We start from the raw sequence: 20,194 nt of genomic DNA on the forward strand, positions 1-20,194 counted from the left end.
TCACATGGGTTTCTTTTCGGCCTTGGCGTCGTAGCGCTTCGACCATTCCGTCAGGATGCGGTCGCGGTTGGCGGCAGCCCAGTTGAAGTCGTTCTTCGCCAGCAGCTTCTCGACATCGCCCGGCACGAACTCCAGCTTTTCCTGGATGCCCGGCAGCGCGAGCACGGCGAAGTTCTTCGCGTACAGCTCGTTGGCCTGCTTGGTCACGGCCCAGTCGGCCAGGGCCTTGGCGGCGTCCTGCTTCTTGCTGGTCTTCATGATGCCGGTGGCTTCCATGTCCCAGCCCAGGCCTTCCTTGGGCAGCACGATGTCGATGGGGGCGCCGTCGCGCTTGGTCTTGTTGGCGCGGTATTCGAACGACATGCCGAGCGCGAACTCGCCGGCGCCGGCCTGGCGGCAGGGCTTGCTGCCCGACAGGCTGTACACGCCGATGTTCTGGTGCAGCGCGTCCATGTACTTCCAGGCCTTGTCTTCGCCCATCATCTGGATCCAGCCCGACACCATGAGGTAGCCGGTGCCCGAGGCGGCCGGGTTGGGCATGGTGATCTGGCCCTTGTAGACCGGGTTGGTCAGATCGGCCCAGCTGGTGGGCTTGGGCAGGTTCTTCTTCGTGGCTTCGGCGGTGTTGAAGCAGATGGCCGACGACCACACGTCCATGCCGACCCACTTGGGCGGGTTGGCGGTGTCGCGCATGGTGGGCTTGATGGCGTCCAGGCCCTTGGGGGCGTAGGGCTGGAGCATGCCTTCCTTGTCCAGCAGCATCAGCGAAGTGGCGGCCAGGCCCCACACCACGTCGGCCTGCGGGTTGGCCTTTTCGGCCAGCAGCTTGGCGGTGACGATGCCGGTGGAGTCGCGCACGAACTTCAGCTCGATGGCCGGGTTCTCCTTTTCGAAGGCGGCCTTGTAGGCCTGCACCTGGTCGGCTTCGAGCGCGGTGTAGACCAGCAGCTCGGTGCGGCCTTGGGCCGAGGCGGCGAAAGCCAGCGAGAACAAGGCGGCGGGCACGGCGGCCCACATCAGACGACGATGCAGCATGGGAGATTCCCTCGAGGTAAGAACAGGCGGTGTACGCAAAAAGAAAACACGGCCAGGGCCGTGAACGCAGCGATGCTCGCAGCGCTATGTGACAAAGGTTTGTCACACGGCCGTACCCGCGCTGCGGCGTTTGCACTTTCGTCACACGGCTGTCATCGAGCGACGCGAGCCTGTACAGGCTGTCGCACACCGTTCTTTTGCAATCCCATGACACTCGACCTCGCCGAGATCGCTCGCCTGTTCGCCGAACGCGGCGGCTTGGCGTACGCGGGCGAGCCGGTGTCGCAGCTCGAACACGCGTTGCAATGCGCCTGGCTGGCCGAACAGGCCGGCGCCGGCGACACGCTCGTGACGGCCGCATTGCTGCACGACCTGGGGCACCTGCTGATCGCCGAGCACCAGACGCTGTCGCTCTCGCCCACCGAACTGGGCATTGACGACCGCCACCAGTACGTCGCGCTGCCGCTGCTGCGCGGCGCCTTCGACGTGGCGGTGCGCGAGCCGATCCGCCTGCATGTGGACGCCAAGCGCTACCTGTGCGCAACGCGACCGGGCTACGTGTCGAAGCTCTCGCCCGATTCGGTGCGCAGCCTGGCGCTGCAGGGCGGCGTGATGGACATCGAGGCGGCGCAGCGCTTTGCGGGCCTGCCGTGGTCGGGCGACGCGGTGCGGCTGCGGCTGTGGGACGAAGCGGCCAAGGCCGAGGGGCTGCGCACGCCGCCGCTGGCGCATTTCCTGGCGACGGCGGCGCGCGTGATGCTGCGCTGAGGGCCGGCGGGGCGAAGGGACGGCGGGCCGACTTTCAGCCCCGTTTAAGAAACACTTGTCTACGATGGTTTCCTCACGAGGTCCGGCGCCCCTGCGCCTGCGAGGAAATCCGCATGTCATCTGCTCCATCCCCCACCATCGCGGCGCGTGCCGGCGCGTTCGTCCAGGTCCTGCGCCGCGTGCTGCGGCTCGCGGCGCCCTACTTCAGTTCGGACGAAGAAAAATGGCGGGCGCGCCTCATGTTCGCGGGCATCGTGGCGCTGAACCTGGCGTATGTGTACGCGCTGGTGCTCTTCAACCAGTGGTACGGCCGCTTCTATGACGGGCTGCAGAACAAGGACGCGGTGGTGTTCTGGCGCGAGATCCGCGTGTTCGCCGTGCTGGCCTTCTTCAACATCGCGATCCAGGTGGCGAAGTTCTACCTGACGCAGCTGCTGCAGCTGCGCTGGCGCTCGTGGATGACCCGCCACTACCTCGGCCGCTGGATGGCCGACCGCGCCTTCTATCACCTGGAACTGGCGCGCTACGCGCACGCCGACGGCGCCACGCCCGACAACCCCGACCAGCGCATCCAGGAGGACATGCAGATGTTCACCAACGCGACCATGACGCTGTCGATGGAGATCCTGAACGCGGTGGTCACGCTGCTGAGCTTCATCGGCATCCTGTGGGGCCTGTCGGGCACCTTCGACCTGTCGCTGGGCGGCAGCACCTACCAGGTCGCGGGCTCGATGGTGTGGCTGGCGCTGGTCTACTGCGTGGTCGGCACGGTCATCACGCACTTCATCGGCCGGCCGCTGATCGGCCTGAACTTCCGCCAGCAGCGCTTCGAGGCCGACTTCCGCCACCACCTGGTGCGCGTGCGCGAGTACAGCGAAGCCATCGCGCTCGACCGCGGCGAGACGGTGGAGCGCGGCCAGCTCGACACGCGCTTCGGCGCGGTGCTGCGCAACTACCTGCAACTGATCAAGAAGCAGAAGAACCTGGTCACCTTCACCGCGATGTTCGGGCAGGCGTCGGTGATCTTTCCGTTCATCGTGTCGGCACCGCGTTTCTTCAGCGGCGCCATCCAGCTGGGCGCGCTGATCCAGATCTCGACCGCTTTTGAAAAAGTGCAGGATTCGCTGAGCTGGTTCGTGACCAACTACGACCGCGTGGCCGTCTGGCGCGCCACTACCGACCGCCTGATCAGCTTCGACGACGCGATGCGCGCCCACGCCGCGCGCGAAGACGGCCTGCAGCGCGAAGAAGGCGCCGCCGCGCTGGGCACCAGCGACCTCACGCTCGCGCTGCCCAACGGCACGCAGCTGCTGGCCGGTGCCGCACTGGCGGTGCGCCCCGGCGACAGCGTGCTGCTGCAAGGCCCCTCGGGCAGCGGCAAGTCGACGCTGTTCCGCGCCTTCGCGGGCATCTGGCCGTTTGCGCGCGGCAAGGTGCAGGCCCCGGCCGACGCGGTCTTCATGCCCCAACGCCCCTACCTGCCCGACGGCAAGCTGCGCGAGGCGCTGACCTACCCGCACCCAGCCGCCGGCTTCAGCGACGACCAGCTGCGCCAGGCGCTGGTCGATGCGCTCTTGCCCGACCTCGTGAACCGGCTCGACGACAGCGACGCCTGGAGCCAGAAGCTCTCGGGCGGCGAGCAGCAGCGGCTGGCCATTGCGCGGGTGTTGCTGAAGAAGCCGGCCTGGCTCTTCGCCGACGAAGTGACCAGCGCGCTCGATGCACCGGCCGAAGCCGTGCTCTACCAGCGGCTGGCCAACACGGTGCGCGCGGGCGGCGGCGCGATGGTGTCGATCGCGCACCGGCCGGCGGTGGGCGATTTCCACGGCCAGCGGTGGACGCTGGTGCCGCGGGAAGAAGGCGCAGCCGGCGGCGCGCGCTACCGGCTCGATACCTCTGCGGTTGCTCAGCCCGCAGCGGCGGCGGCGTAGCGCTCCCAGCCCTTCTTGCGCAAATCGCAGGCCGGGCACTCGCCGCAGCCGTAGCCCCAGGCCTGGCGGTGCTCGCGATCGCCGAGGTAGCAGGTGTGGGTTTCTTCCACGATCAGGTCGACCAGCGGCTGGCCGCCCAGCCGGTGGGCCAGCGCCCAGGTCTCGGCCTTGTCGATCCACATGAGCGGCGTCTCGATCACGAGGCGGCGCTCCAGGCCGAGCGACAGCGCGAGCTGCATGGCCTTCATGGTGTCGTCGCGGCAGTCGGGGTAGCCCGAGAAGTCGGTTTCGCACACGCCGGTGACGATCACCTGCAGCCCGCGCCGGTAGGCCAGCGCGCCCGCGAGCGTGAGGAACAGCAGGTTGCGCCCCGGCACGAAGGTGTTGGGCAGGCCGTCGGCCTGCATGGCGAAGGCGACTTCTTCAGTGAGCGAGGAGCCGCCGAGCTGGGCCAGTGCGGCCAGCGTGAGCACGTGGTCTTCGCCCAGGCGCGGCGCCCATTCGGGAAAGCGCTCGCGGATCTTGGCGAGCACAGTGCCGCGCACGTCGAGTTCGACGCGGTGGCGCTGGCCGTAGTCGAAGCCCAGGGTTTCGACCCGCTGGTACTTGGACAGGGCCTCGGCCAGGCAGGTGGCCGAGTCCTGGCCGCCGGAGAAGAGAACGAGGGCGGTGGTGTGCAGGGGCATGTCCGTCAACGGCGGGGCCGTTGTAGTGCAAATGCGCGATTTTCGCAGCCGATCGATGCTGCGGGCCGCCCTGTTCTGTGCTGCTTCTAGAGAAAACGCTCCAGCAGCTTGCGCGACGCGCGATCCAGCGCCTTCGCATCGGGGATGCGGAACTGCACGCCGTGCGCGCTCGCGATCAGCAGCGCGCCGCCTTCGAGGCGGCGGATGTCTTCCTCGGCCTTGAGCACGAAGCTGGTGTCGCCGCGGTCGGTGCTCACGGTCCAGGTGCTGGGCACGCCGAAGCTGGACACGCCGTGCAGCTTCAGCAAGGTGGGCGCGAAGTCGCGCACGGCGAGTTCTTCGGTCAGCAGCGCCTGGGTGGGCGCGGGCAGCTGGTCGACGCGGTCGACCCACACGAGTTCGCGGCCTTCGCTGCCGACGAGCGACACGCCCTCATTGGGCGCGCTCAGCGGAAAGGCGCGCACGGGTGTCACGCCCACGTGGTGCTCGCCCTGCGCGTCGGTCAGCACGAGGCGGCCGAAGGTGTCGCGGGCCAGCTGGAAGTTGGTGTTGTCGTTGGTGCTGCTCATCACACGTCCCCTGCCGGATGGGCGGCATGGCTCACGGCCAGCGGCGCCTGGGCGTTGGCGCGCTCATCGGCGGCGCCTTCGCTCACGTCGTCTTCATCGCCCTGGCGCAGCTGCGCCTGGTAGAGGCGCCAGTAGGCGCCCTGCTTGGCCATGAGCGCGTCGTGCGGCCCGACCTCGACCACCTCGCCGCGGTCCATGACCACGAGGCGGTCGGCCTTGCGCAGCGTGGACAAACGGTGGGCGATGGCGATGGTGGTGCGGCCCTGCACGAGGTTGTCGAGCGCCTTCTGGATTTCCTTTTCGGTCTCGGTGTCCACCGCCGAAGTGGCCTCGTCGAGGATCAGGATGCGCGGGTCGATGAGCAGTGCGCGCGCGATGCTGATGCGCTGGCGCTCGCCGCCCGACAGGCCCTGGCCGCGCTCGCCGACCAGCGAGTCGTAGCCGTGCGGCAGGCGCAGGATGAAGTCGTGCGCGTGGGCCGCGCGGGCCGCAGCCACCACCTCTTCGCGCGTGGCGTCGGGCTTGCCGTAGGCGATGTTCTGCGCGATGGTGCCGAAGAACAAAAACGGCTCCTGCAGCACCAACCCCACGTGGCGGCGGTAGTCGGCCACGGCGAAGCGGCGGATGTCGGTGCCGTCGACCTTGATGGCGCCGTCGGTCACGTCGTAGAAGCGGCAGATCAGGTTGACCAGCGTGCTCTTGCCCGAGCCGCTGTGGCCCACGAGGCCGATCATCTCGCCGGGCTCGATGGTCAGGTCGAGGTCGTGGATCACGGCCCGCGAGCCGTAGCGGAAACCGAGGCCGCTCATCTCGATGCGGCCCTGCACGCGCTCCACCTTCACCGGGTTGGCCGGCTCGGGCACGTTGCTCACGTGGTCCAGGATGTCGAAGATGCGCTTGGCGCCGGCGGCGGCCTTCTGCGTGACCGAGACGATGCGGCTCATCGAATCGAGCCGCGTGTAGAAACGGCCGATATAGGCGATGAAGGCGGTGAGCACACCCACCGTGATGCTGCCGCGCGCCACCTGCCAGATGCCGAAGGCCCAGACCACGAGCAGGCCGATTTCGGTCAGCAGCGACACGGTCGGCGTGAACAGCGACCAGGTGCGGTTGAGCTTGTCGTTGACCTGCAGGTTGTAGGCGTTGGCCACGCGGAAGCGCTCGGCCTCGCGGCGCTCCTGCGCGAAAGCTTTCACCACGCGGATGCCGGGGATGGTGTCGGCCAGCACGTTGGTCACTTCGGACCAGACGCGGTCGATCTTCTCGAAGCCGGTGCGCAGGCGGTCGCGCACGACGTGGATCATCCAGGCGATGAAGGGCAGCGGCACCAGCGTGACCACGGCCAGCAGCGGGTTGATCGAGATGAGGATGGCCGCCGTCATGACGATCATCAGCACGTCATTCGCGAAATCGAGCGCGTGCAGCGACAGAAAGACGTTGATGCGGTCGGTTTCCGAGCCGATGCGCGCCATGAGGTCGCCGGTGCGCTTGCCGCCGAAGTAGTCCAGCGGCAGGGTCAGCAGGTGCTCGTAGGTGGTGGTGCGCAGGTCGGCGCCGATGCGCTCGGACACCAGCGCCAGCAGGTAGGTGCGCGCCCAGCCCAGCCCCCAGCCGACCAGCGCCGCGATCAGCAGGCCGCCCAGGTAGAGGCCGACCCGCCCGGAATCGATCTTCTGCCCGTTCTGGAACGGGATCAGGATGTCGTCCATCAGCGGGATGGTCAGGTACGGCGGCACCAGCGTGGCGGCGGTAGAGATCAGGGTCAGGACAAACCCGAGGATCAGCTGCTTGCGGTACGGCCCGGCGAAGCGGCCCAGGCGCAGCAGCACCCAGGTCGAGGGCGGGGTCTGGAGCTCGGTGTCGGTGCCGTCGACGTCGAGAAGTTCGGGCACTTCTTCTGTCGCCTTCGCGACAGCGGGCGCGGCGCGCTGGCCGAAGAGCTTGAGCAGCTTCAGCGCCGCCGGCTGGCCGGCCAGGGTGTAGCGCCAGCGGGCGAGCTGTCCGGCGGGGCCGATGAGGTCGAGGGTTCCGACGCCGGCATGGTCGGAAAGACGCATTTCCAAGGCCTGCTCTGTGAGTGGCCACTCACGCCACTCGCCGCCGGGTTCCAGGGCGATGAGCCGCTGATCGGTCAGGGCGACGAGGCCGGTGGCGAAGCGAAGTTGGTCGTCGAGGTCAACCGCAAGTGTTACCGAAACGTTTTCAGCGCCTGCGAGTCGGCTTTTCAGCACGCCTGAGACCGCCTCCGTTTCGCCCGCCTGGGCGCCGACTGGATCGTGATGTTGCATTGTGTTTATTTGACTCTTGCCCGTCGCGGGCCGCTGGGACCGCGTCATGGCGTCCTTGGTCGGGCGCCGATTCTGACCGATCGCCATGGGTGCGCTTGAAGGCGCCGTGGTGCTCGGCCAAAGCACATCGAACGTTTGCATGACCCGTTTCGACGACATCCAATTGCTGCGCATCAACTATTTGCGCGGTCCCAACCTCTGGACCTACCGTCCGGTGCTCGAAGTCTGGCTCGACCTGGGCCAACTGGAAGACTTCCCCTCCAACAAGATCGACGGTTTCACCGACCGGCTGACCACCCTGCTGCCGGCGCTCATCGAGCACCACTGCGGCGTGGGCGAGCGCGGCGGCTTCATCCAGCGCCTCACCGAAGGCACCTGGTCGGGCCATGTGCTCGAGCACGTCGTGATCGAACTGCTGAACCTGGCCGGCATGCCGACCGGCTTCGGCCAGACCCGCAGCACCTCGGAGCATGGCGTGTACCGCATGGTGTTCCGCGCGCGTGACGAGCAGGTCGCCCGCGTGGCACTCACCGAAGGCCACCGCCTGCTGATGGCGGCCATCAACAACGACCCGTTCACCGCCGCCGACGTGCAGACCGCCGTCGAGGCCGTCAAGGCCAAGGTCGAGGACTGCTACCTCGGCCCGAGCACCGCGGCCATCGTGTCCGCCGCCACCGACCGCGGCATTCCGCACATGCGCCTGAACAGCGGCAACCTGGTGCAGCTGGGCTACGGCGCCAACCAGCAGCGCATCTGGACCGCGGAAACCGACTACACCAGCGCCATCGGCGAATCGATCGCCAGCGACAAGGAACTGACCAAGTCGCTGCTCGCCAGCTGCGGCGTGCCCGTGCCGCACGGCCAGGTGGTCGAGTCGCCCGAGGAAGCCTGGGAAGCCGCCGAGGACATCGGCCTGCCCGTGGTCGTGAAGCCGTCGGACGCCAACCATGGCCGCGGCGTGTCGCTCGAACTGACGACGCGCGAGGAAGTCATGGCCGCCTTCGCGGTCGCCGAGCCCGAGGGCAGCGACGTGATGGTCGAGCGCTTCATCCGCGGCCACGAACACCGCCTGCTGGTGGTGGGCGGCGAGGTGGTGGCGGCCGCGCGCGGCGAGATCATCACCGTGACCGGCGACGGCACGAACACCGTGGCCGGGCTGATCGACAAGCAGCTCAACAGCGACCCGCGCCGCGGCGCCGAAGAAGAATTTCCGCTCGACGTGATCGTGCTGGCCACCGACGCCAAGCTGCAACTGGAGCTCAAGCGCCAGGAACTGGACGGCAACTCGGTGCCCGCCGCCGGGCGCGTGGTGACGATCCAGCGCAACGGCAACATGGCCTACGACTGCACCGACCTCGTGCACCCCGAGGTGGCGCACGCCGCCGTGCTCGCCGCCCGCGTGGTCGGCCTGGACATCGCGGGCATCGACATGGTCGCGCAAGATATTTCCAAGCCGCTGGGCCCGCAGGGCGGCGCGATCGTCGAGGTGAACGCCGGCCCCGGCCTGCTGATGCACCTGAAGCCGGCCATCGGCTCGCCGCGCCCCGTGGGCCGCGCCATCTGCGACCACCTGTTCCCGAACGACGCGCCCGGCCGCATCCCCGTGGTGGGCGTGGCCGGTTCGCGCGACACCGCCGTGCTCGCGCGGCTGGTGGCCTGGCTCATCAACCTCGGCGGGCGCCACACCGGCCTGGCCTGTCGCGACGGCCTGTTCCTGGAGCGCCGCCGCGTCGACGCACGCGACAGCGCCAACTGGGACGCCGGCCACCGCCTGCTCGTGAACCGCGCCGTCGAGGCCGTGGTGATCGAGAACGGCGCCGAGACCATCCTGCGCGACGGCCTGGCCTACGACCGCTGCGAAGTCGGCATCGTGACCGACCTCGAAGGCTGTGAAGCCCTGGCCGACTACGACATCACCGAGAGCGACCAGATGGTCAAGGTGCTGCGCACCCAGGTCGACGTGGTGCTGGGCGAAGGCACCGCCGTGCTGAACGCCGACGAGCCGCGCATCGCCGCCCTGGCGCCGCTGTGCGACGGCGCCGTCATCCTGTATGCGGCCGACCCGCAGGCCGCCGCGCTCGCCGCGCACCAGGCCGAAGGCGGCAAGGCCGTGCTGGTGCGCCAGGACCGCGTGGTGCTGGCCAACGGCACGAGTGAATCGTTCCTGCCCGGCCTGGGTCGCCTGACCATCTGGCGCGCGACCCACGTCGGCGTGAGCCTCGAAAGCCTGCTGGCCGCCGTGGCCGCCGCCTGGGCCATGGGCATTCCGCTCAACCTGATCGGCGCCGGCGTCGAGGCCTTCGAAGCCGACCTGCAGGCGGCCCTGGCCTCGCTGCAGCTGTCGCAGGCCTCGCCGCTCTCCCCCCAACTACAACTGGCATGACACGATGCGCCGCCCCGCCACCCGCGGGGCCGGCGCCCTGGTCACACCGCAAGATCACCGCAACCGCGCGCCCCGTGCCGTAGCCCCATGAAAGTCACCCGCATCCGCGCCCTGCGCGGCCCCAATCTCTGGAGCCGCCACACCACCATCGAGGCCGTCGTGGCCTGCGAAGGCGACGAGAACGCCGTCGGCAAGCTCGACGGGTTCGAAGCCCGCCTGCGCGCCCGCTTCCCGACCATCGGCGAGCTGCACCCGATGGTGCTCGGCCAGCCGCTGGCGCTGGCCCATGTGCTCGAGAACGCCGCCGTGGCGCTGCAGGCCCAGGCCGGCTGCGCCGTCAACTTCGGCAACACCGCGCCCACGACCGAAGAAGGCGTCTACCAGGTCACCGTGCAGTACACCGAGGAAGACGTGGGCCGCCGCGCCCTCGCCCTGGCCGAGGAACTGATCCAGGCCGCACTGGCCGACACCGCCTTCGACGCCGACGCCGCCATCACCGAGCTGCGCGACCTCGACGAATCAGAGCGCCTAGGCCCGAGCACCGGCTCCATCGTCGACGCCGCCGTGGCGCGCGGCATTCCGTACCGCCGCCTCACCAGCGGCAGCCTGGTGCAGTTCGGCTGGGGCTCCAAGCAGCGCCGCATCCAGGCCGCCGAGATCGACAGCACCAGCGGCGTGGCCGAATCGATCGCGCAGGACAAGGAACTCACCAAGCAGCTGCTCAACGCCGCCGGCGTGCCGGTGCCGCTGGGCCGCCCCGTGAGCAGCGCCGACGACGGCTGGGCCGCCGCGGAAGAAATCGGCCTGCCGGTCGTGGTCAAGCCGCAGGACGGCAACCAGGGCAAGGGCGTGACGGTGAACATCACCACGCGCGAGCAGCTGACCTCGGCCTACGACTCGGCCGCCGTGTACGGCGAGGTGATGGTCGAGAAGTTCCTTCCCGGCTTCGACTTCCGCCTGCTGGTGGTGGGCGACCGCCTCGTGGCCGCCGCGCGGCGCGACCCGCCGCAGGTGATCGGCGACGGCAGCTCCACCGTGCGCCAGCTGGTCGACACCGTGAACCTCGACCCGCGCCGCGGTGAGGGCCACGCCACCTCGCTCACCAAGATCCGCCTGGACGACATCGCCATCGGCCGGCTCGAGTCGCAGGGCCTCACGCCCGAGAGCGTGCCCGAGCTGGGCCAGCGCGTCGTGCTGCGCAACAACGCCAACCTCTCGACCGGCGGCACCGCCACCGACGTGACCGACACCGTGCACCCCGAAGTGGCCGCGCGCGCCGTCGATGCGGCGCAGATGGTCGGCCTGCACATCTGCGGCGTCGACATGGTCTGCGAGAACGTGCTGCGCCCGCTCGAAGAACAGCACGGCGGCGTGGTCGAAGTGAACGCCGCGCCCGGCCTGCGCATGCACATCTCGCCCTCGTTCGGCCGCGGCCGCGCGGTCGGCGAGGCGGTGATGGACACGCTGTTCGCCCCCGGCGACGACGGCCGCATTCCCGTGGTGGCCGTCACCGGCACCAACGGCAAGACCACCACCGCGCGCCTGATCAACCACATCATTGCCTCCAGCGGCCTGCGCACCGGCATGACGAACACCGACGGCGTGTACGTCAACGGCCGCCAGACCGACAGCGGCGACTGCAGCGGCCCCAAGAGCGCGCGCAACGTGCTGATGCACCCCGACGTCGACGCGGCCGTGTTCGAAGTGGCCCGCGGCGGCGTGCTGCGCGAGGGCCTGGGCTTCGACCGCTGCGAGGTGGCCGTGGTCACCAACATCGGCAGCGGCGACCACCTGGGCCTGAACTACATCACCACGGTCGAAGACCTGGCGGTGCTCAAGCGCGTGATCGTGCGCAACGTGGCGCCCGACGGCTACGCGGTGCTCAACGCGGCCGACGTGAACGTCGCCGCCATGGCGGCCGGCTGCCCCGGCAACGTGATCTTCTTCACCGCCGACCGCATGCACCCGGTGATGGCCACGCACCGCGCGCAGGGCAAGCGCACCGTGTACGTCGACCAGGACACGCTGGTGGCCGCCGAAGGCTCGTGGCGCGAACGCATCGCGCTGCGCGACGTGCCGATCACACGCGGCGGCACCATCGGCTTCCAGGTCGACAACGTGATGGCCTCGGTGGCCGCCGCGTGGGCCGTGGGCCTGGATTGGGACACCATCCGCAGCGGCCTGTCGAGCTTCATGAACGACGCGGCCGGCGTGCCCGGGCGCTTCAACGTCATGGACTACCGCGGCGCCACCGTGATCGCCGACTACGGCCACAACACCGACGCCATGAAGGCGCTGGTGTCGGCCGTGGACACCATGCCCGCCAACAAGCGTTCGGTGGTCATCAGCGGCGCGGGCGACCGGCGCGACTCCGACATCCGCGACCAGACCGCGATCCTCGGCCAGGCCTTCGACGACGTGATCCTGTACCAGGACGCGGCGCAGCGCGGCCGGGCCGACGGCGAAGTCATGGCGCTGCTGCGCCAGGGCCTGCAGGGCGCCTCGCGCACGCGCCAGATCGACGAGATCCGCGGCGAGTTCGTCGCCATCGACGCCGCGCTGGCGCGGCTGCAGCCGGGCGACCTGTCGCTCATCCTCGTCGACCAGGTCGAAGAGGCGTTGGCCCACCTCGCGCAGCGCATCGCGCAGGGCTGATCCGCCCGCCCCGCAGCGCGGGAGGCCCGCCCTCCTTGCGCTGACGGACGTGTCCCACACGCAGGGGCGCGTCCGGCCCGCTCCACGGCGTGCGGCTTGTCCCACAGCCCGGCCCGGGCGCCCGCCCCACACTGGGGACCGGTCGCGCCCTGCGTGCTTTTGTCTTCCTCATGTCCGCTCGCACGGCGCGCCTTTCCAGGAGCCCCGATGACGACCCATTCCCTCCGTTCCACCGTGTCGACCGCCGCCCTCGTGGCGTTCGGCGGCTTCTTCATGGCCTGTGCGCCGCTGGCCTCGGCCCAGGCGCCCGGCAGCGACGCGCGGATGCAAAAGGAACGCGCCACCTGTGACGGCGTGCAACAGGACCGCGCGGCCTGCCTGCGCGAAGCCGGCGCCGCGCGCCAGGAAGCCGGTCGCCACGGCCTGACCGCCCCCGGTGCGGAACGCGAAGACGCCAACGCGCTCGCACGCTGCCGCGAACAACCCGTGGCCGACCGCGCCGATTGCGAAGCGCGCATCCGCGGCGGTGCGCGCACCTCCACCGAAGGCAGCGTGATGGGCGGCGGCGTGATCCGCGAAACCGTCACCCCGCTGCCGCCGCAGCCCGTGCAGCCGGCGCGCTGATCGCGCGAGGCCGGCCTTCACCCCGATACGCCAACAAGGAGCACACCATGCCAAACAATGCGCGTTCGATGATCTTTGCCCTGCTCGCACTCAGCGGGCTGGCCACCACCACCATCGCCACGGCCGCCCGTGGCGACGGCGGCGGCAGCACCTACCAGCAGGAGATTGCGGTCTGCGGCCACAACCAGCAGGACCGTGCTGCCTGCATCCGCGAAGCCGGCGCCGCGCGCCAGGCCGCGGCACGCGGCGGCCTCACCTCCGCGCCCGACTACCGCGCCAACGCCGTGGCCCGCTGCGGCCTGCAGCCGCCGGCCGAGCGTGCCGACTGCGAAGCCCGCGTGCTGGGCAGCGCGGGCAACATCCGCAGCAATGTCGATGGCAGCGTGATGGGTGGCGGCGTGATCCGCGAATCGGTCTCGACCCGCGTGGTGAACATACCGGCCGCCACGCTGCCGCCGCCGATGGCCGCCCCGATGCCGGCACCGATGCCTGCGGAACCGATGCCGATGCCCATGCCACGCCCCGTGCCGGTGCAGTGACCCGGTGCGCATCGCCCGGAATGCGCCTCGGTGATAACACCGACGACACGTTCGCGGGCGATGCCCTCGTTTGTCATCAAATCGTCACAAAATACAGGCATGTGCTAGCTATAGTTCCCGGTCCCTGCCAACCGAGGAACACTTTCCCATGAATGCCATCAAGGTCGCTCGCCGATTCATTGAAACGGACCCGGCCAACGAATCGGCCAAGATCCTTGCCCAACTCGTGCTGGCGCTCGAAGCCGAACGCAGCTTCGAGTTGATCACGCTCTACAGCCTCGACTACAAGAGCTTCCAGCTTGCGATGGACATCCTGAAGGAGTGGCGCCTGGACCGCTACTACGCCAGCAAGTCCAAGCTGTTCGATCTCTCGCTGCAAGTCACCGAGCTCGAAGCGGGCAACAGCGCCGCTTCCTGAGCCCGTCCCATGGCGGCCCGGTACCTGGCGTACCCGGGCCCGCCTGCTTTCATTTCCCCCAGCGCAACACCAACGGATCGAGCCGCCGCGCGGTCTCGATGAGGCCCGCGCGCGTCTCGGGATGCAGCGCGGGCAGCGGATGCCGCGGCGCTTCGCAGGCGATCACGCCGCCTTCCTTCATGAGCGCCTTGCAGGCCAGCAGGCCCGCCTGGCGGTTCTCGCAGTTGATGAGCGGCAGCCACCGCTGGTACAGCGCGAAGGCCTGGTCGCGGTCGCCGGAACGGTGCGCCTCGATGATCGGGCGGATGCCGTCGGGGTAGCCGCCGCCGGTCATCGCACCGGTCGCGCCGGCATCGAGGTCGGACATCAGCGTGATGGCCTCCTCGCCGTCCCACGGGCCTTCGATGGCATCGCCGCCCAAACGGATCAGCTCGCGCAGCTTCGACGCGGCGCCGGCGGTCTCGATCTTGAAGTACGCGACCTGCTCGATCTCCTTCGCCATGCGCGCGAGGAACGGCGCCGACAGCACCGTGCCGCTCGCGGGCGCGTCCTGGATCATGATCGGAATCGTCACCGCATCCGAGAGGCGCGCGTAGAACTCGTAAATCTGCGGCTCGGGCACGCGGAAGGTCGCGCCGTGGTACGGCGGCATCACCATCAGCATCGCCGCGCCCATCGCCTGCGCGCGGCGGCTGCGCTCGGCGCAGACCTGGGTGCTGTAGTGCGTGGTGGTCACGATCACCGGCACGCGGCCCTTCACATGCTCGAGGATCGTGCGCGTGAGCACCTCGCGCTCGTCGTCGGACAGCACGAACTGCTCGGAGAAATTCGCGAGGATGCACAGCCCGTCGGAGCCCGCGTCGATCATGAAATCGACGCAGCGCTTCTGGCTCTCCAGGTCGAGCGCGCCCTGTTCGGTGAAGGTGGTGGGCACCACCGGGAAGATGCCGCGGTATCGGGGGGTCATGGTGTGGGGTCAGTGTGAATGGCGGGGAACGGCGGCGCCGCGGCAACCGACGAGGAAATCGAAGTCGCAGCCTTCGTCGGCCTGCAGCACGTGGTTGACGTAGAGCTTCTGGTAGCCTCCGCCGCGCGTGCTCATCGGCTGCGCATCGGACGCGGACAACGACGCGAGGCGCGACGCGAGTTCCTCGTCGCTGATGTCGAGGTGCAACCGCCCCGCATCGCAATCGAGCTCGATCCAGTCGCCATCACGCACCGCCGCGAGCGGCCCGCCGTCGGCCGCTTCGGGCGCGACGTGCAGCACCACCGTGCCGTACGCCGTGCCGCTCATGCGCGCGTCGGAGATGCGCACCATGTCCTTCACGCCCTGGCGCAGCAGCTTCGGTGGCAGGCCCATGTTGCCGACCTCGGCCATGCCGGGGTAGCCCTTGGGGCCGCAGTTCTTCAGCACCATCACGCAGCTCGCGTCGATGTCGAGGTCTTCATCGACGATGCGCGCCTTGTAGTGCTCCAGGTTCTCGAACACCACGGCACGGCCTCGGTGCTTCAGCAGTTCGGGCGTGGCGGCCGAGGGCTTGAGCACCGCGCCACGCGGCGACAGGTTGCCGCGCAGGATGCGGATGCCGCCGTCGGCGATCAGCGGGTTGTCGAGCGGGCGGATCACCTCGTCGTTGAGGCTCGGCGCCTCGCGCACGTTGTCCCAGAGCGACTGGCCGTTGACGGTGAGCGCGCCGGGGTGCGGCAGCAGTCCGTGCTCGCCGAGGCGGCGCAGCACGGCGGGCAGGCCGCCCGCGTAGTAGAACTCTTCCATGAGGAAGCGCCCCGAGGGCATGAGGTCGACGATCGTCGGCGTGTGGCTGCCGATGCGCGTCCAGTCTTCCAGTTCGAGCTCGACGCCGATGCGCCCCGCGATCGCCTTCAGGTGGATCACCGCGTTGGTCGATCCGCCGATGGCCGCGTTCACGCGGATCGCGTTCTCGAAGGCCTCGCGCGTGAGGATCTTCGACAGCGTGAGCCCGTCCTTGGCCATCTGCACCGCGCGCGCACCCGACATCTGCGCCAGCACGTAGCGCCGCGCATCGACCGCCGGAATCGCCGCGTTGTGTGGCAGCGAGGTGCCCAGCGCCTCGGCCATGCAGGCCATGGTGGAGGCCGTGCCCATCGTGTTGCAGGTGCCCGCCGAGCGCGACATGCCGCCCTCGGCCGAGAGGAACTGGTGCAGGTTGATCTCGCCCGCCTTCAGCGATTCGTGCAGCTGCCACACGGCCGTGCCCGAGCCGATGTCCTTGCCGTCGAGCTTGCCGTTGAGCATCGGCCCACCCGTGACCACGATGGCCGGGATGTCGCAGCTGGCCGCGCCCATCAGCAGCGCGGGCGTGGTCTTGTCGCAGCCCGTGAGCAGCACCACCGCATCGACCGGGTTGCCGCGGATCGCTTCTTCCACGTCCATGCTCGCGAGGTTGCGCGTGAGCATCGCGGTGGGCCGCAGGTTCGATTCGCCGTTCGAGAACACCGGGAACTCGACCGGGAAGCCGCCCGCCTCCGAGATGCCGCGCTTGACGTGCTCGGCGATCTTGCGGAAGTGCGCGTTGCACGGCGTGAGTTCCGACCAGGTGTTGCAGATGCCGACGATCGGGCGGCCGTCGAACTCGTGGTCGGGGATGCCCTGGTTCTTCATCCAGCTGCGGTACATGAAGCCGTTCTTGTCGGCGGAGCCGAACCATTCGGTCGAGCGCAGTTTCTTTGTCATGGGGAAGTGGTCAGCGGCGCGGGGCGCGCGAGGTGAAGAAGCGTTGGAGCAGGCAGAACACGAAGAGCAGCGCGCCGACCACGATGCGCGTCCACCACGAGCTCAGCGTGCCGTCGAAGGAGATCAGCGTCTGGATGATCCCGAGCATGAGCACGCCGAAGAGCGTGCCCGCCACGTAGCCCACGCCGCCGGTGAGCAGCGTGCCGCCGATCACCACCGCCGCGATGGCGTCGAGCTCCAGCCCGAGCGCATGCAGGCCGTAGCCCGAGAGCATGTAGAAGGTGAAGATCACGCCCGCCAGCGCCGAGCAGAAACCCGAGAGCGTGTACACGCCCACCAGCGTGCGGCGCACCGGCAGGCCCATGAGCATCGCCGAATGCTCGCTGCCGCCGATGGCGTACACCGCGCGGCCGAACGGCGTGCAGTGCGCGATGAACACCGCGGCCAGCAGCACGGCGATGGCGATCACCGCGCTGACCGACACCGAGGCCTCGCCCCAGATGGGAATTCGGATCTGCGAGACCTCCGAATAGAAATCGTTGGTGATGCTGATCGAGTCGATGCTGATGAGGTAGCACAGCCCGCGCGCGAGGAACATGCCCGCGAGCGTGACGATGAAGGGCTGCAGCCGGAAGCGCTCGATGAGCAGCCCCATGAACGCGCCGAAGGCCGTGCCCATGGCCAGCACCAGCGGAATCACGACCGCCGGGCTCCACCCGTGCTTCTCGACCAGCGAGGCCGACACCATCGTCGTGAGCGCGATCACCGAGCCCACCGACAGGTCGATGCCGCCCGAGAGGATCACGAAGGTCATGCCGACCGCGACGACGATCAGGAAGGCGTTGTCGATCAGCAGGTTGAGGAACACCTGCGCCGAGAAGAAGCCGTCGTAGAACACCGAGCCCAGCGTGCCCATCAGCACGAACAGCGAGATGGTCGCGGTGAGCGGCAGGTACTTCGGATTGAGCCTTGCCGTGCTCCCACGCGCGGGAATGGGTTGAGGTGAAGGCGCCGCCTCGATCACCGCGCTCATGCCCTGCCCCCGTCATGCACCGGCCGCTGCACCAGCGTGCGAACCTCCGCCCGGAACTCCGGCGACTGCATCAGCATCACCACGAACACCACCACCGCCTTCACCACGAGGTTGATCTCCGGCGGCACGCCCAGCGAATAGATCGCGTAGGTGAGCGTCTGGATGATGAGCGCGCCGATCACGCTGCCCACGAGGCTGAAGCGCCCGCCCGTGAGTGCCGTGCCGCCGAGCGTGACGGCAAGGATCGCATCGAGCTCCAGCAGCTGGCCGGCGTTGTTGCCGTCCGCGCTCTTCACGTTCGAGCTGATCAACAACCCCGCCACGCCCGCGCACACGCCGCAGAACGCATACGCGCCGACGACCAGCCGCCGCGCCTGGATGCCCGCCACGCGCGCCGCCGTCGGGTTGATGCCCACCGCCTGGATGAACAGGCCGAGCGCCGTGCGCGTGATCGCCAGGTACAGCAGCGCGAACACCGCCGCCACGATGAACAGCGAGAACGGCAGCCCCAGCAGGTAGCCGCTGCCGAGGAAGAAGAAGAGCTTGTAGTAGATCGTGATGATCTGCCCGTCCGCGATGAGCTGCGCGATGCCGCGCCCCGCCACCATGAGGATCAGCGTCGCGATGATCGGCTGCATGCCGACCTTGGCGACCAGCAACCCGTTCCACAGACCGCACAGCAACGCGACGGCCAGTGCCGCGAGGATCGCGAGCGGCATCGGGAAACGACTCACGTCGCTGGACACCGAACCGCCGATCATCCAGGCCGCGACCGCCGCCGCGATGGCCACCACCGCGCCCACCGAGATGTCGATGCCGCGCGTGGCGATCACGAGCGTCATGCCGAGCGAGACCAACACCAGCGGCGCTGCGCGGTTCACGATGTCGATGAGGCTGCCGTAGAGATGGCCCTCGCGCCATTCGAGGTGCAGGAAGCTGGCGTTGAACGCGGTGTTGATGGCGAGCAGCAACAGCAGCGTGATGACCGGCCAGGCGAGCCGGTGGCTCATGAGAGTCGAGAGGCGGTTCATGCGGCGGCAATCATTTCGTAGACCTCGTCCTCGGTCGAGCCGCCCGGCAGTTCGCCCACCTTCTGCCGGTCGCGCAGCACCACGATGCGATGCGCCACGCGCACCACCTCGCTCATCTCCGACGAGATGAAGATCACCGCCATGCCCGCGCGCGCGAGCCGCAGGATCTCTTCCATGATCTCCTGCTTGGCAGCCACGTCGATGCCGCGCGTGGGCTCGTCCAGGATCAAGAGGCGCGGCTCGGTCGCGAGCCAGCGCGCGATCATGGCTTTCTGCTGGTTGCCACCCGAAAGCAGGCCGATGGGCGTTTCGACGCTCGCCGTCTTGATGCCCAGCGAGGCGACGAAACGCTCGGCCATCGCGGTCTGCTCGGCATGCGAGAGAAATTTCCGCGTGCCCAGGCGGGCCTGCAGCGCGAGCGCGATGTTCTCGCGCACCGACAAATCGGCCACGATGCCATCGGTCTTGCGCTCTTCGGGGCACAGCGCGAGGCCTTCGCGGATTGCATCGGCCGGGTTCGAAAAACTGACGGCACGGCCGTCGATCTTCAGCACGCCACGGTCGGGCGATTCGAGGCCGAACAGCAGGCGCGCCAGTTCGGTGCGGCCCGCGCCGAGCAGGCCGGCGATGCCGACGACCTCGCCGGCACGCACGCGCAGATCGGTGGCCTGCAACTGCCCGGCTTGGCCCAACCCTTCAGATTGCAGCAGCGCGGGCGCCGCTTCGTCGAACGCGGGCAGCGCGGCAGGTCGTGCCGACTGCGCAGCCAACTCGCGACCCAGCATCGCCGCGATCAACGCCTGCGGACCGAGGTCCGCAGCCTTCCATTCGCCCACCCAGTTGCCGTTGCGCAGCACGGTGATGCGGTCGGACACCGCGTACATCTGGTTGAGGAAGTGCGTCACGAAGACGATGGCAAGTCCCTCGCCGCGCAAACGCCGCAGCACCTCGAACAGCTTCTCGACCTCGTCGTCGTCGAGGCTCGATGTCGGCTCGTCCAGGATCAGCACCTTCGACGACACGCCGAGCGCGCGTGCGATCGCCACCATCTGCTGCACCGCGACCGAATAGCTCGACAGGAGTCGCGTCACGTCGATGTCGAGCCCGATGCGCGCCAGCAGCTCCGAAGCCCGGCGGTTCACCGCCGCCCAGTCGATGCGAAAGCCCTGCAGCGCGCCGCAGCGCGGATAGCGCCCCGCGAACACGTTCTCCGCCACCGAGAGGTTCGGGCACAGGTTCACCTCCTGGTAGACCGTGCTGATGCCCATCTTCTGCGCCTCCAGCGGCGAGCCGGGCCGAATGGCCTCGCCACCCAGGAACATCTCGCCGCCGCTCGAAGGCAGCACGCCCGTGAGCACCTTGATGAGCGTGGACTTGCCCGCGCCGTTCTGCCCCATGAGCGCATGGATCTCGCCCGGATAGAGCTTCAGCTGCACACCGTTCAGCACCGGGATGCCGGCGAACTGCTTGTGGATGCCCCGCAACTCCAGCACGGGGGTGATGCTGCTGCCGGTCATGCGT

At 68.9% G+C, this 20,194-nt stretch carries 16 protein-coding genes; 7 read left to right on the plus strand and 9 right to left on the minus strand.

Annotated elements, in window-relative coordinates:
- The gene (locus tag AC07O4_RS22895) at nt 1-1,035 is read right to left on the minus strand and encodes a putative 2-aminoethylphosphonate ABC transporter substrate-binding protein (RefSeq protein ID WP_095948258.1); all 1,035 of its coding nucleotides are present in this window, start codon (nt 1,033-1,035) and stop codon (nt 1-3) included.
- Between the two features lie 207 nt (nt 1,036-1,242).
- On the opposite strand from AC07O4_RS22895, the gene AC07O4_RS22900 reads away from it, so the two are divergent.
- Together AC07O4_RS22900 and AC07O4_RS22905 are read left to right on the plus strand one after the other, a co-directional pair.
- Nucleotides 1,243-1,803: a phosphonate degradation HD-domain oxygenase gene (locus tag AC07O4_RS22900; protein ID WP_495305758.1), complete on the plus strand. Its 561-nt coding sequence runs from the start codon at nt 1,243-1,245 to the stop codon at nt 1,801-1,803.
- A 113-nt stretch (nt 1,804-1,916) separates the two neighbouring features.
- Nucleotides 1,917-3,734, plus strand: a complete 1,818-nt coding sequence (locus tag AC07O4_RS22905; protein ID WP_495305759.1) for an ABC transporter ATP-binding protein/permease — start codon at nt 1,917-1,919, stop codon at nt 3,732-3,734.
- Here AC07O4_RS22905 and queC read toward each other — a convergent pair.
- The 3 genes from queC to AC07O4_RS22920 all read right to left on the minus strand — a co-directional run bounded on the left by queC (nt 3,710) and on the right by AC07O4_RS22920 (nt 7,277).
- Nucleotides 3,710-4,420, minus strand: a complete 711-nt coding sequence (queC, locus tag AC07O4_RS22910; protein ID WP_492742338.1) for a 7-cyano-7-deazaguanine synthase QueC — start codon at nt 4,418-4,420, stop codon at nt 3,710-3,712. The genes AC07O4_RS22905 and queC overlap by 25 nt on opposite strands.
- An 86-nt stretch (nt 4,421-4,506) precedes the next feature.
- Nucleotides 4,507-4,989: a cyanophycin metabolism-associated DUF1854 family protein gene (locus tag AC07O4_RS22915; RefSeq protein ID WP_062481311.1), complete on the minus strand. Its 483-nt coding sequence runs from the start codon at nt 4,987-4,989 to the stop codon at nt 4,507-4,509.
- Nucleotides 4,989-7,277 (minus strand): cyanophycin metabolism-associated ABC transporter, encoded by a 2,289-nt coding sequence (locus AC07O4_RS22920; RefSeq protein ID WP_495305760.1) that lies wholly within the window; start codon nt 7,275-7,277, stop codon nt 4,989-4,991. Before AC07O4_RS22920 ends, AC07O4_RS22915 begins: the two co-directional genes overlap by 1 nt.
- 139 nt (nt 7,278-7,416) lie before the next feature.
- On the opposite strand from AC07O4_RS22920, the gene AC07O4_RS22925 reads away from it, so the two are divergent.
- The 5 genes from AC07O4_RS22925 (at nt 7,417) to AC07O4_RS22945 (ending at nt 13,896) form a co-directional block, all read left to right on the plus strand.
- Nucleotides 7,417-9,660, plus strand: a complete 2,244-nt coding sequence (locus tag AC07O4_RS22925; RefSeq protein WP_235944232.1) for a cyanophycin synthetase — start codon at nt 7,417-7,419, stop codon at nt 9,658-9,660.
- 87 nt (nt 9,661-9,747) lie between these two features.
- Complete coding sequence (gene cphA, locus AC07O4_RS22930) at nt 9,748-12,315, plus strand: cyanophycin synthetase (protein ID WP_159273939.1); 2,568 nt, start codon at nt 9,748-9,750, stop codon at nt 12,313-12,315.
- A gap of 207 nt (nt 12,316-12,522) precedes the next feature.
- Nucleotides 12,523-12,939, plus strand: a complete 417-nt coding sequence (locus AC07O4_RS22935; RefSeq protein WP_495305761.1) for a hypothetical protein — start codon at nt 12,523-12,525, stop codon at nt 12,937-12,939.
- Nucleotides 12,940-12,986: 47 nt separating this feature from the next.
- The gene (locus tag AC07O4_RS22940) at nt 12,987-13,478 is read left to right on the plus strand and encodes a hypothetical protein (RefSeq protein WP_095747442.1); all 492 of its coding nucleotides are present in this window, start codon (nt 12,987-12,989) and stop codon (nt 13,476-13,478) included.
- A 148-nt stretch (nt 13,479-13,626) separates the two neighbouring features.
- Nucleotides 13,627-13,896: a hypothetical protein gene (locus tag AC07O4_RS22945; RefSeq protein ID WP_062480564.1), complete on the plus strand. Its 270-nt coding sequence runs from the start codon at nt 13,627-13,629 to the stop codon at nt 13,894-13,896.
- A gap of 49 nt (nt 13,897-13,945) precedes the next feature.
- On the opposite strand, the gene AC07O4_RS22950 is transcribed toward AC07O4_RS22945, so the two are convergent.
- From AC07O4_RS22950 to AC07O4_RS22970, 5 genes are read right to left on the minus strand one after another with little or no spacing between them, the layout of a single operon-like run.
- Nucleotides 13,946-14,863 carry a dihydrodipicolinate synthase family protein gene (locus tag AC07O4_RS22950; RefSeq protein WP_369644697.1) on the minus strand — a complete coding sequence of 306 codons (918 nt, stop codon included), beginning with the start codon at nt 14,861-14,863 and terminating at the stop codon, nt 13,946-13,948.
- Between the two features lie 9 nt (nt 14,864-14,872).
- Nucleotides 14,873-16,609: an IlvD/Edd family dehydratase gene (locus AC07O4_RS22955; RefSeq protein ID WP_492697966.1), complete on the minus strand. Its 1,737-nt coding sequence runs from the start codon at nt 16,607-16,609 to the stop codon at nt 14,873-14,875.
- Nucleotides 16,610-16,619: 10 nt separating this feature from the next.
- On the minus strand, nt 16,620-17,642 hold the full coding sequence (yjfF, locus tag AC07O4_RS22960; protein WP_495305762.1) for a galactofuranose ABC transporter, permease protein YjfF: 1,023 nt from the start codon (nt 17,640-17,642) through the stop codon (nt 16,620-16,622).
- Nucleotides 17,639-18,673, minus strand: a complete 1,035-nt coding sequence (locus AC07O4_RS22965) for an ABC transporter permease (protein ID WP_495305763.1) — start codon at nt 18,671-18,673, stop codon at nt 17,639-17,641. The genes yjfF and AC07O4_RS22965 overlap by 4 nt, the downstream gene beginning before the upstream one ends.
- Nucleotides 18,670-20,190, minus strand: coding sequence for a sugar ABC transporter ATP-binding protein (locus AC07O4_RS22970; protein WP_495305764.1), 1,521 nt, complete (start codon nt 20,188-20,190; stop codon nt 18,670-18,672). Before AC07O4_RS22970 ends, AC07O4_RS22965 begins: the two co-directional genes overlap by 4 nt.
- Between the last annotated feature and the right edge of the window lie 4 nt (nt 20,191-20,194).

The sequence above is a fragment of the Variovorax sp. GW821-FHT09D04 genome (assembly GCF_059416405.1).

Bases quoted from the DNA above. Each gene is read 5' to 3' on its own strand.
- AC07O4_RS22895 (WP_095948258.1), bottom strand. From the start codon at position 1,035: ATGCTGCATCGTCGTCTGATGTGGGCCGCCGTGCCCGCCGCCTTGTTC.
- AC07O4_RS22900 (WP_495305758.1), top strand. From the start codon at position 1,243: ATGACACTCGACCTCGCCGAGATCGCTCGCCTGTTCGCCGAACGCGGC.
- AC07O4_RS22905 (WP_495305759.1), top strand. From the start codon at position 1,917: ATGTCATCTGCTCCATCCCCCACCATCGCGGCGCGTGCCGGCGCGTTC.
- queC (WP_492742338.1), bottom strand. From the start codon at position 4,420: ATGCCCCTGCACACCACCGCCCTCGTTCTCTTCTCCGGCGGCCAGGAC.
- AC07O4_RS22915 (WP_062481311.1), bottom strand. From the start codon at position 4,989: ATGAGCAGCACCAACGACAACACCAACTTCCAGCTGGCCCGCGACACC.
- AC07O4_RS22920 (WP_495305760.1), bottom strand. From the start codon at position 7,277: ATGCAACATCACGATCCAGTCGGCGCCCAGGCGGGCGAAACGGAGGCG.
- AC07O4_RS22925 (WP_235944232.1), top strand. From the start codon at position 7,417: ATGACCCGTTTCGACGACATCCAATTGCTGCGCATCAACTATTTGCGC.
- cphA (WP_159273939.1), top strand. From the start codon at position 9,748: ATGAAAGTCACCCGCATCCGCGCCCTGCGCGGCCCCAATCTCTGGAGC.
- AC07O4_RS22935 (WP_495305761.1), top strand. From the start codon at position 12,523: ATGACGACCCATTCCCTCCGTTCCACCGTGTCGACCGCCGCCCTCGTG.
- AC07O4_RS22940 (WP_095747442.1), top strand. From the start codon at position 12,987: ATGCCAAACAATGCGCGTTCGATGATCTTTGCCCTGCTCGCACTCAGC.
- AC07O4_RS22945 (WP_062480564.1), top strand. From the start codon at position 13,627: ATGAATGCCATCAAGGTCGCTCGCCGATTCATTGAAACGGACCCGGCC.
- AC07O4_RS22950 (WP_369644697.1), bottom strand. From the start codon at position 14,863: ATGACCCCCCGATACCGCGGCATCTTCCCGGTGGTGCCCACCACCTTC.
- AC07O4_RS22955 (WP_492697966.1), bottom strand. From the start codon at position 16,609: ATGACAAAGAAACTGCGCTCGACCGAATGGTTCGGCTCCGCCGACAAG.
- yjfF (WP_495305762.1), bottom strand. From the start codon at position 17,642: ATGAGCGCGGTGATCGAGGCGGCGCCTTCACCTCAACCCATTCCCGCG.
- AC07O4_RS22965 (WP_495305763.1), bottom strand. From the start codon at position 18,673: ATGAACCGCCTCTCGACTCTCATGAGCCACCGGCTCGCCTGGCCGGTC.
- AC07O4_RS22970 (WP_495305764.1), bottom strand. From the start codon at position 20,190: ATGACCGGCAGCAGCATCACCCCCGTGCTGGAGTTGCGGGGCATCCAC.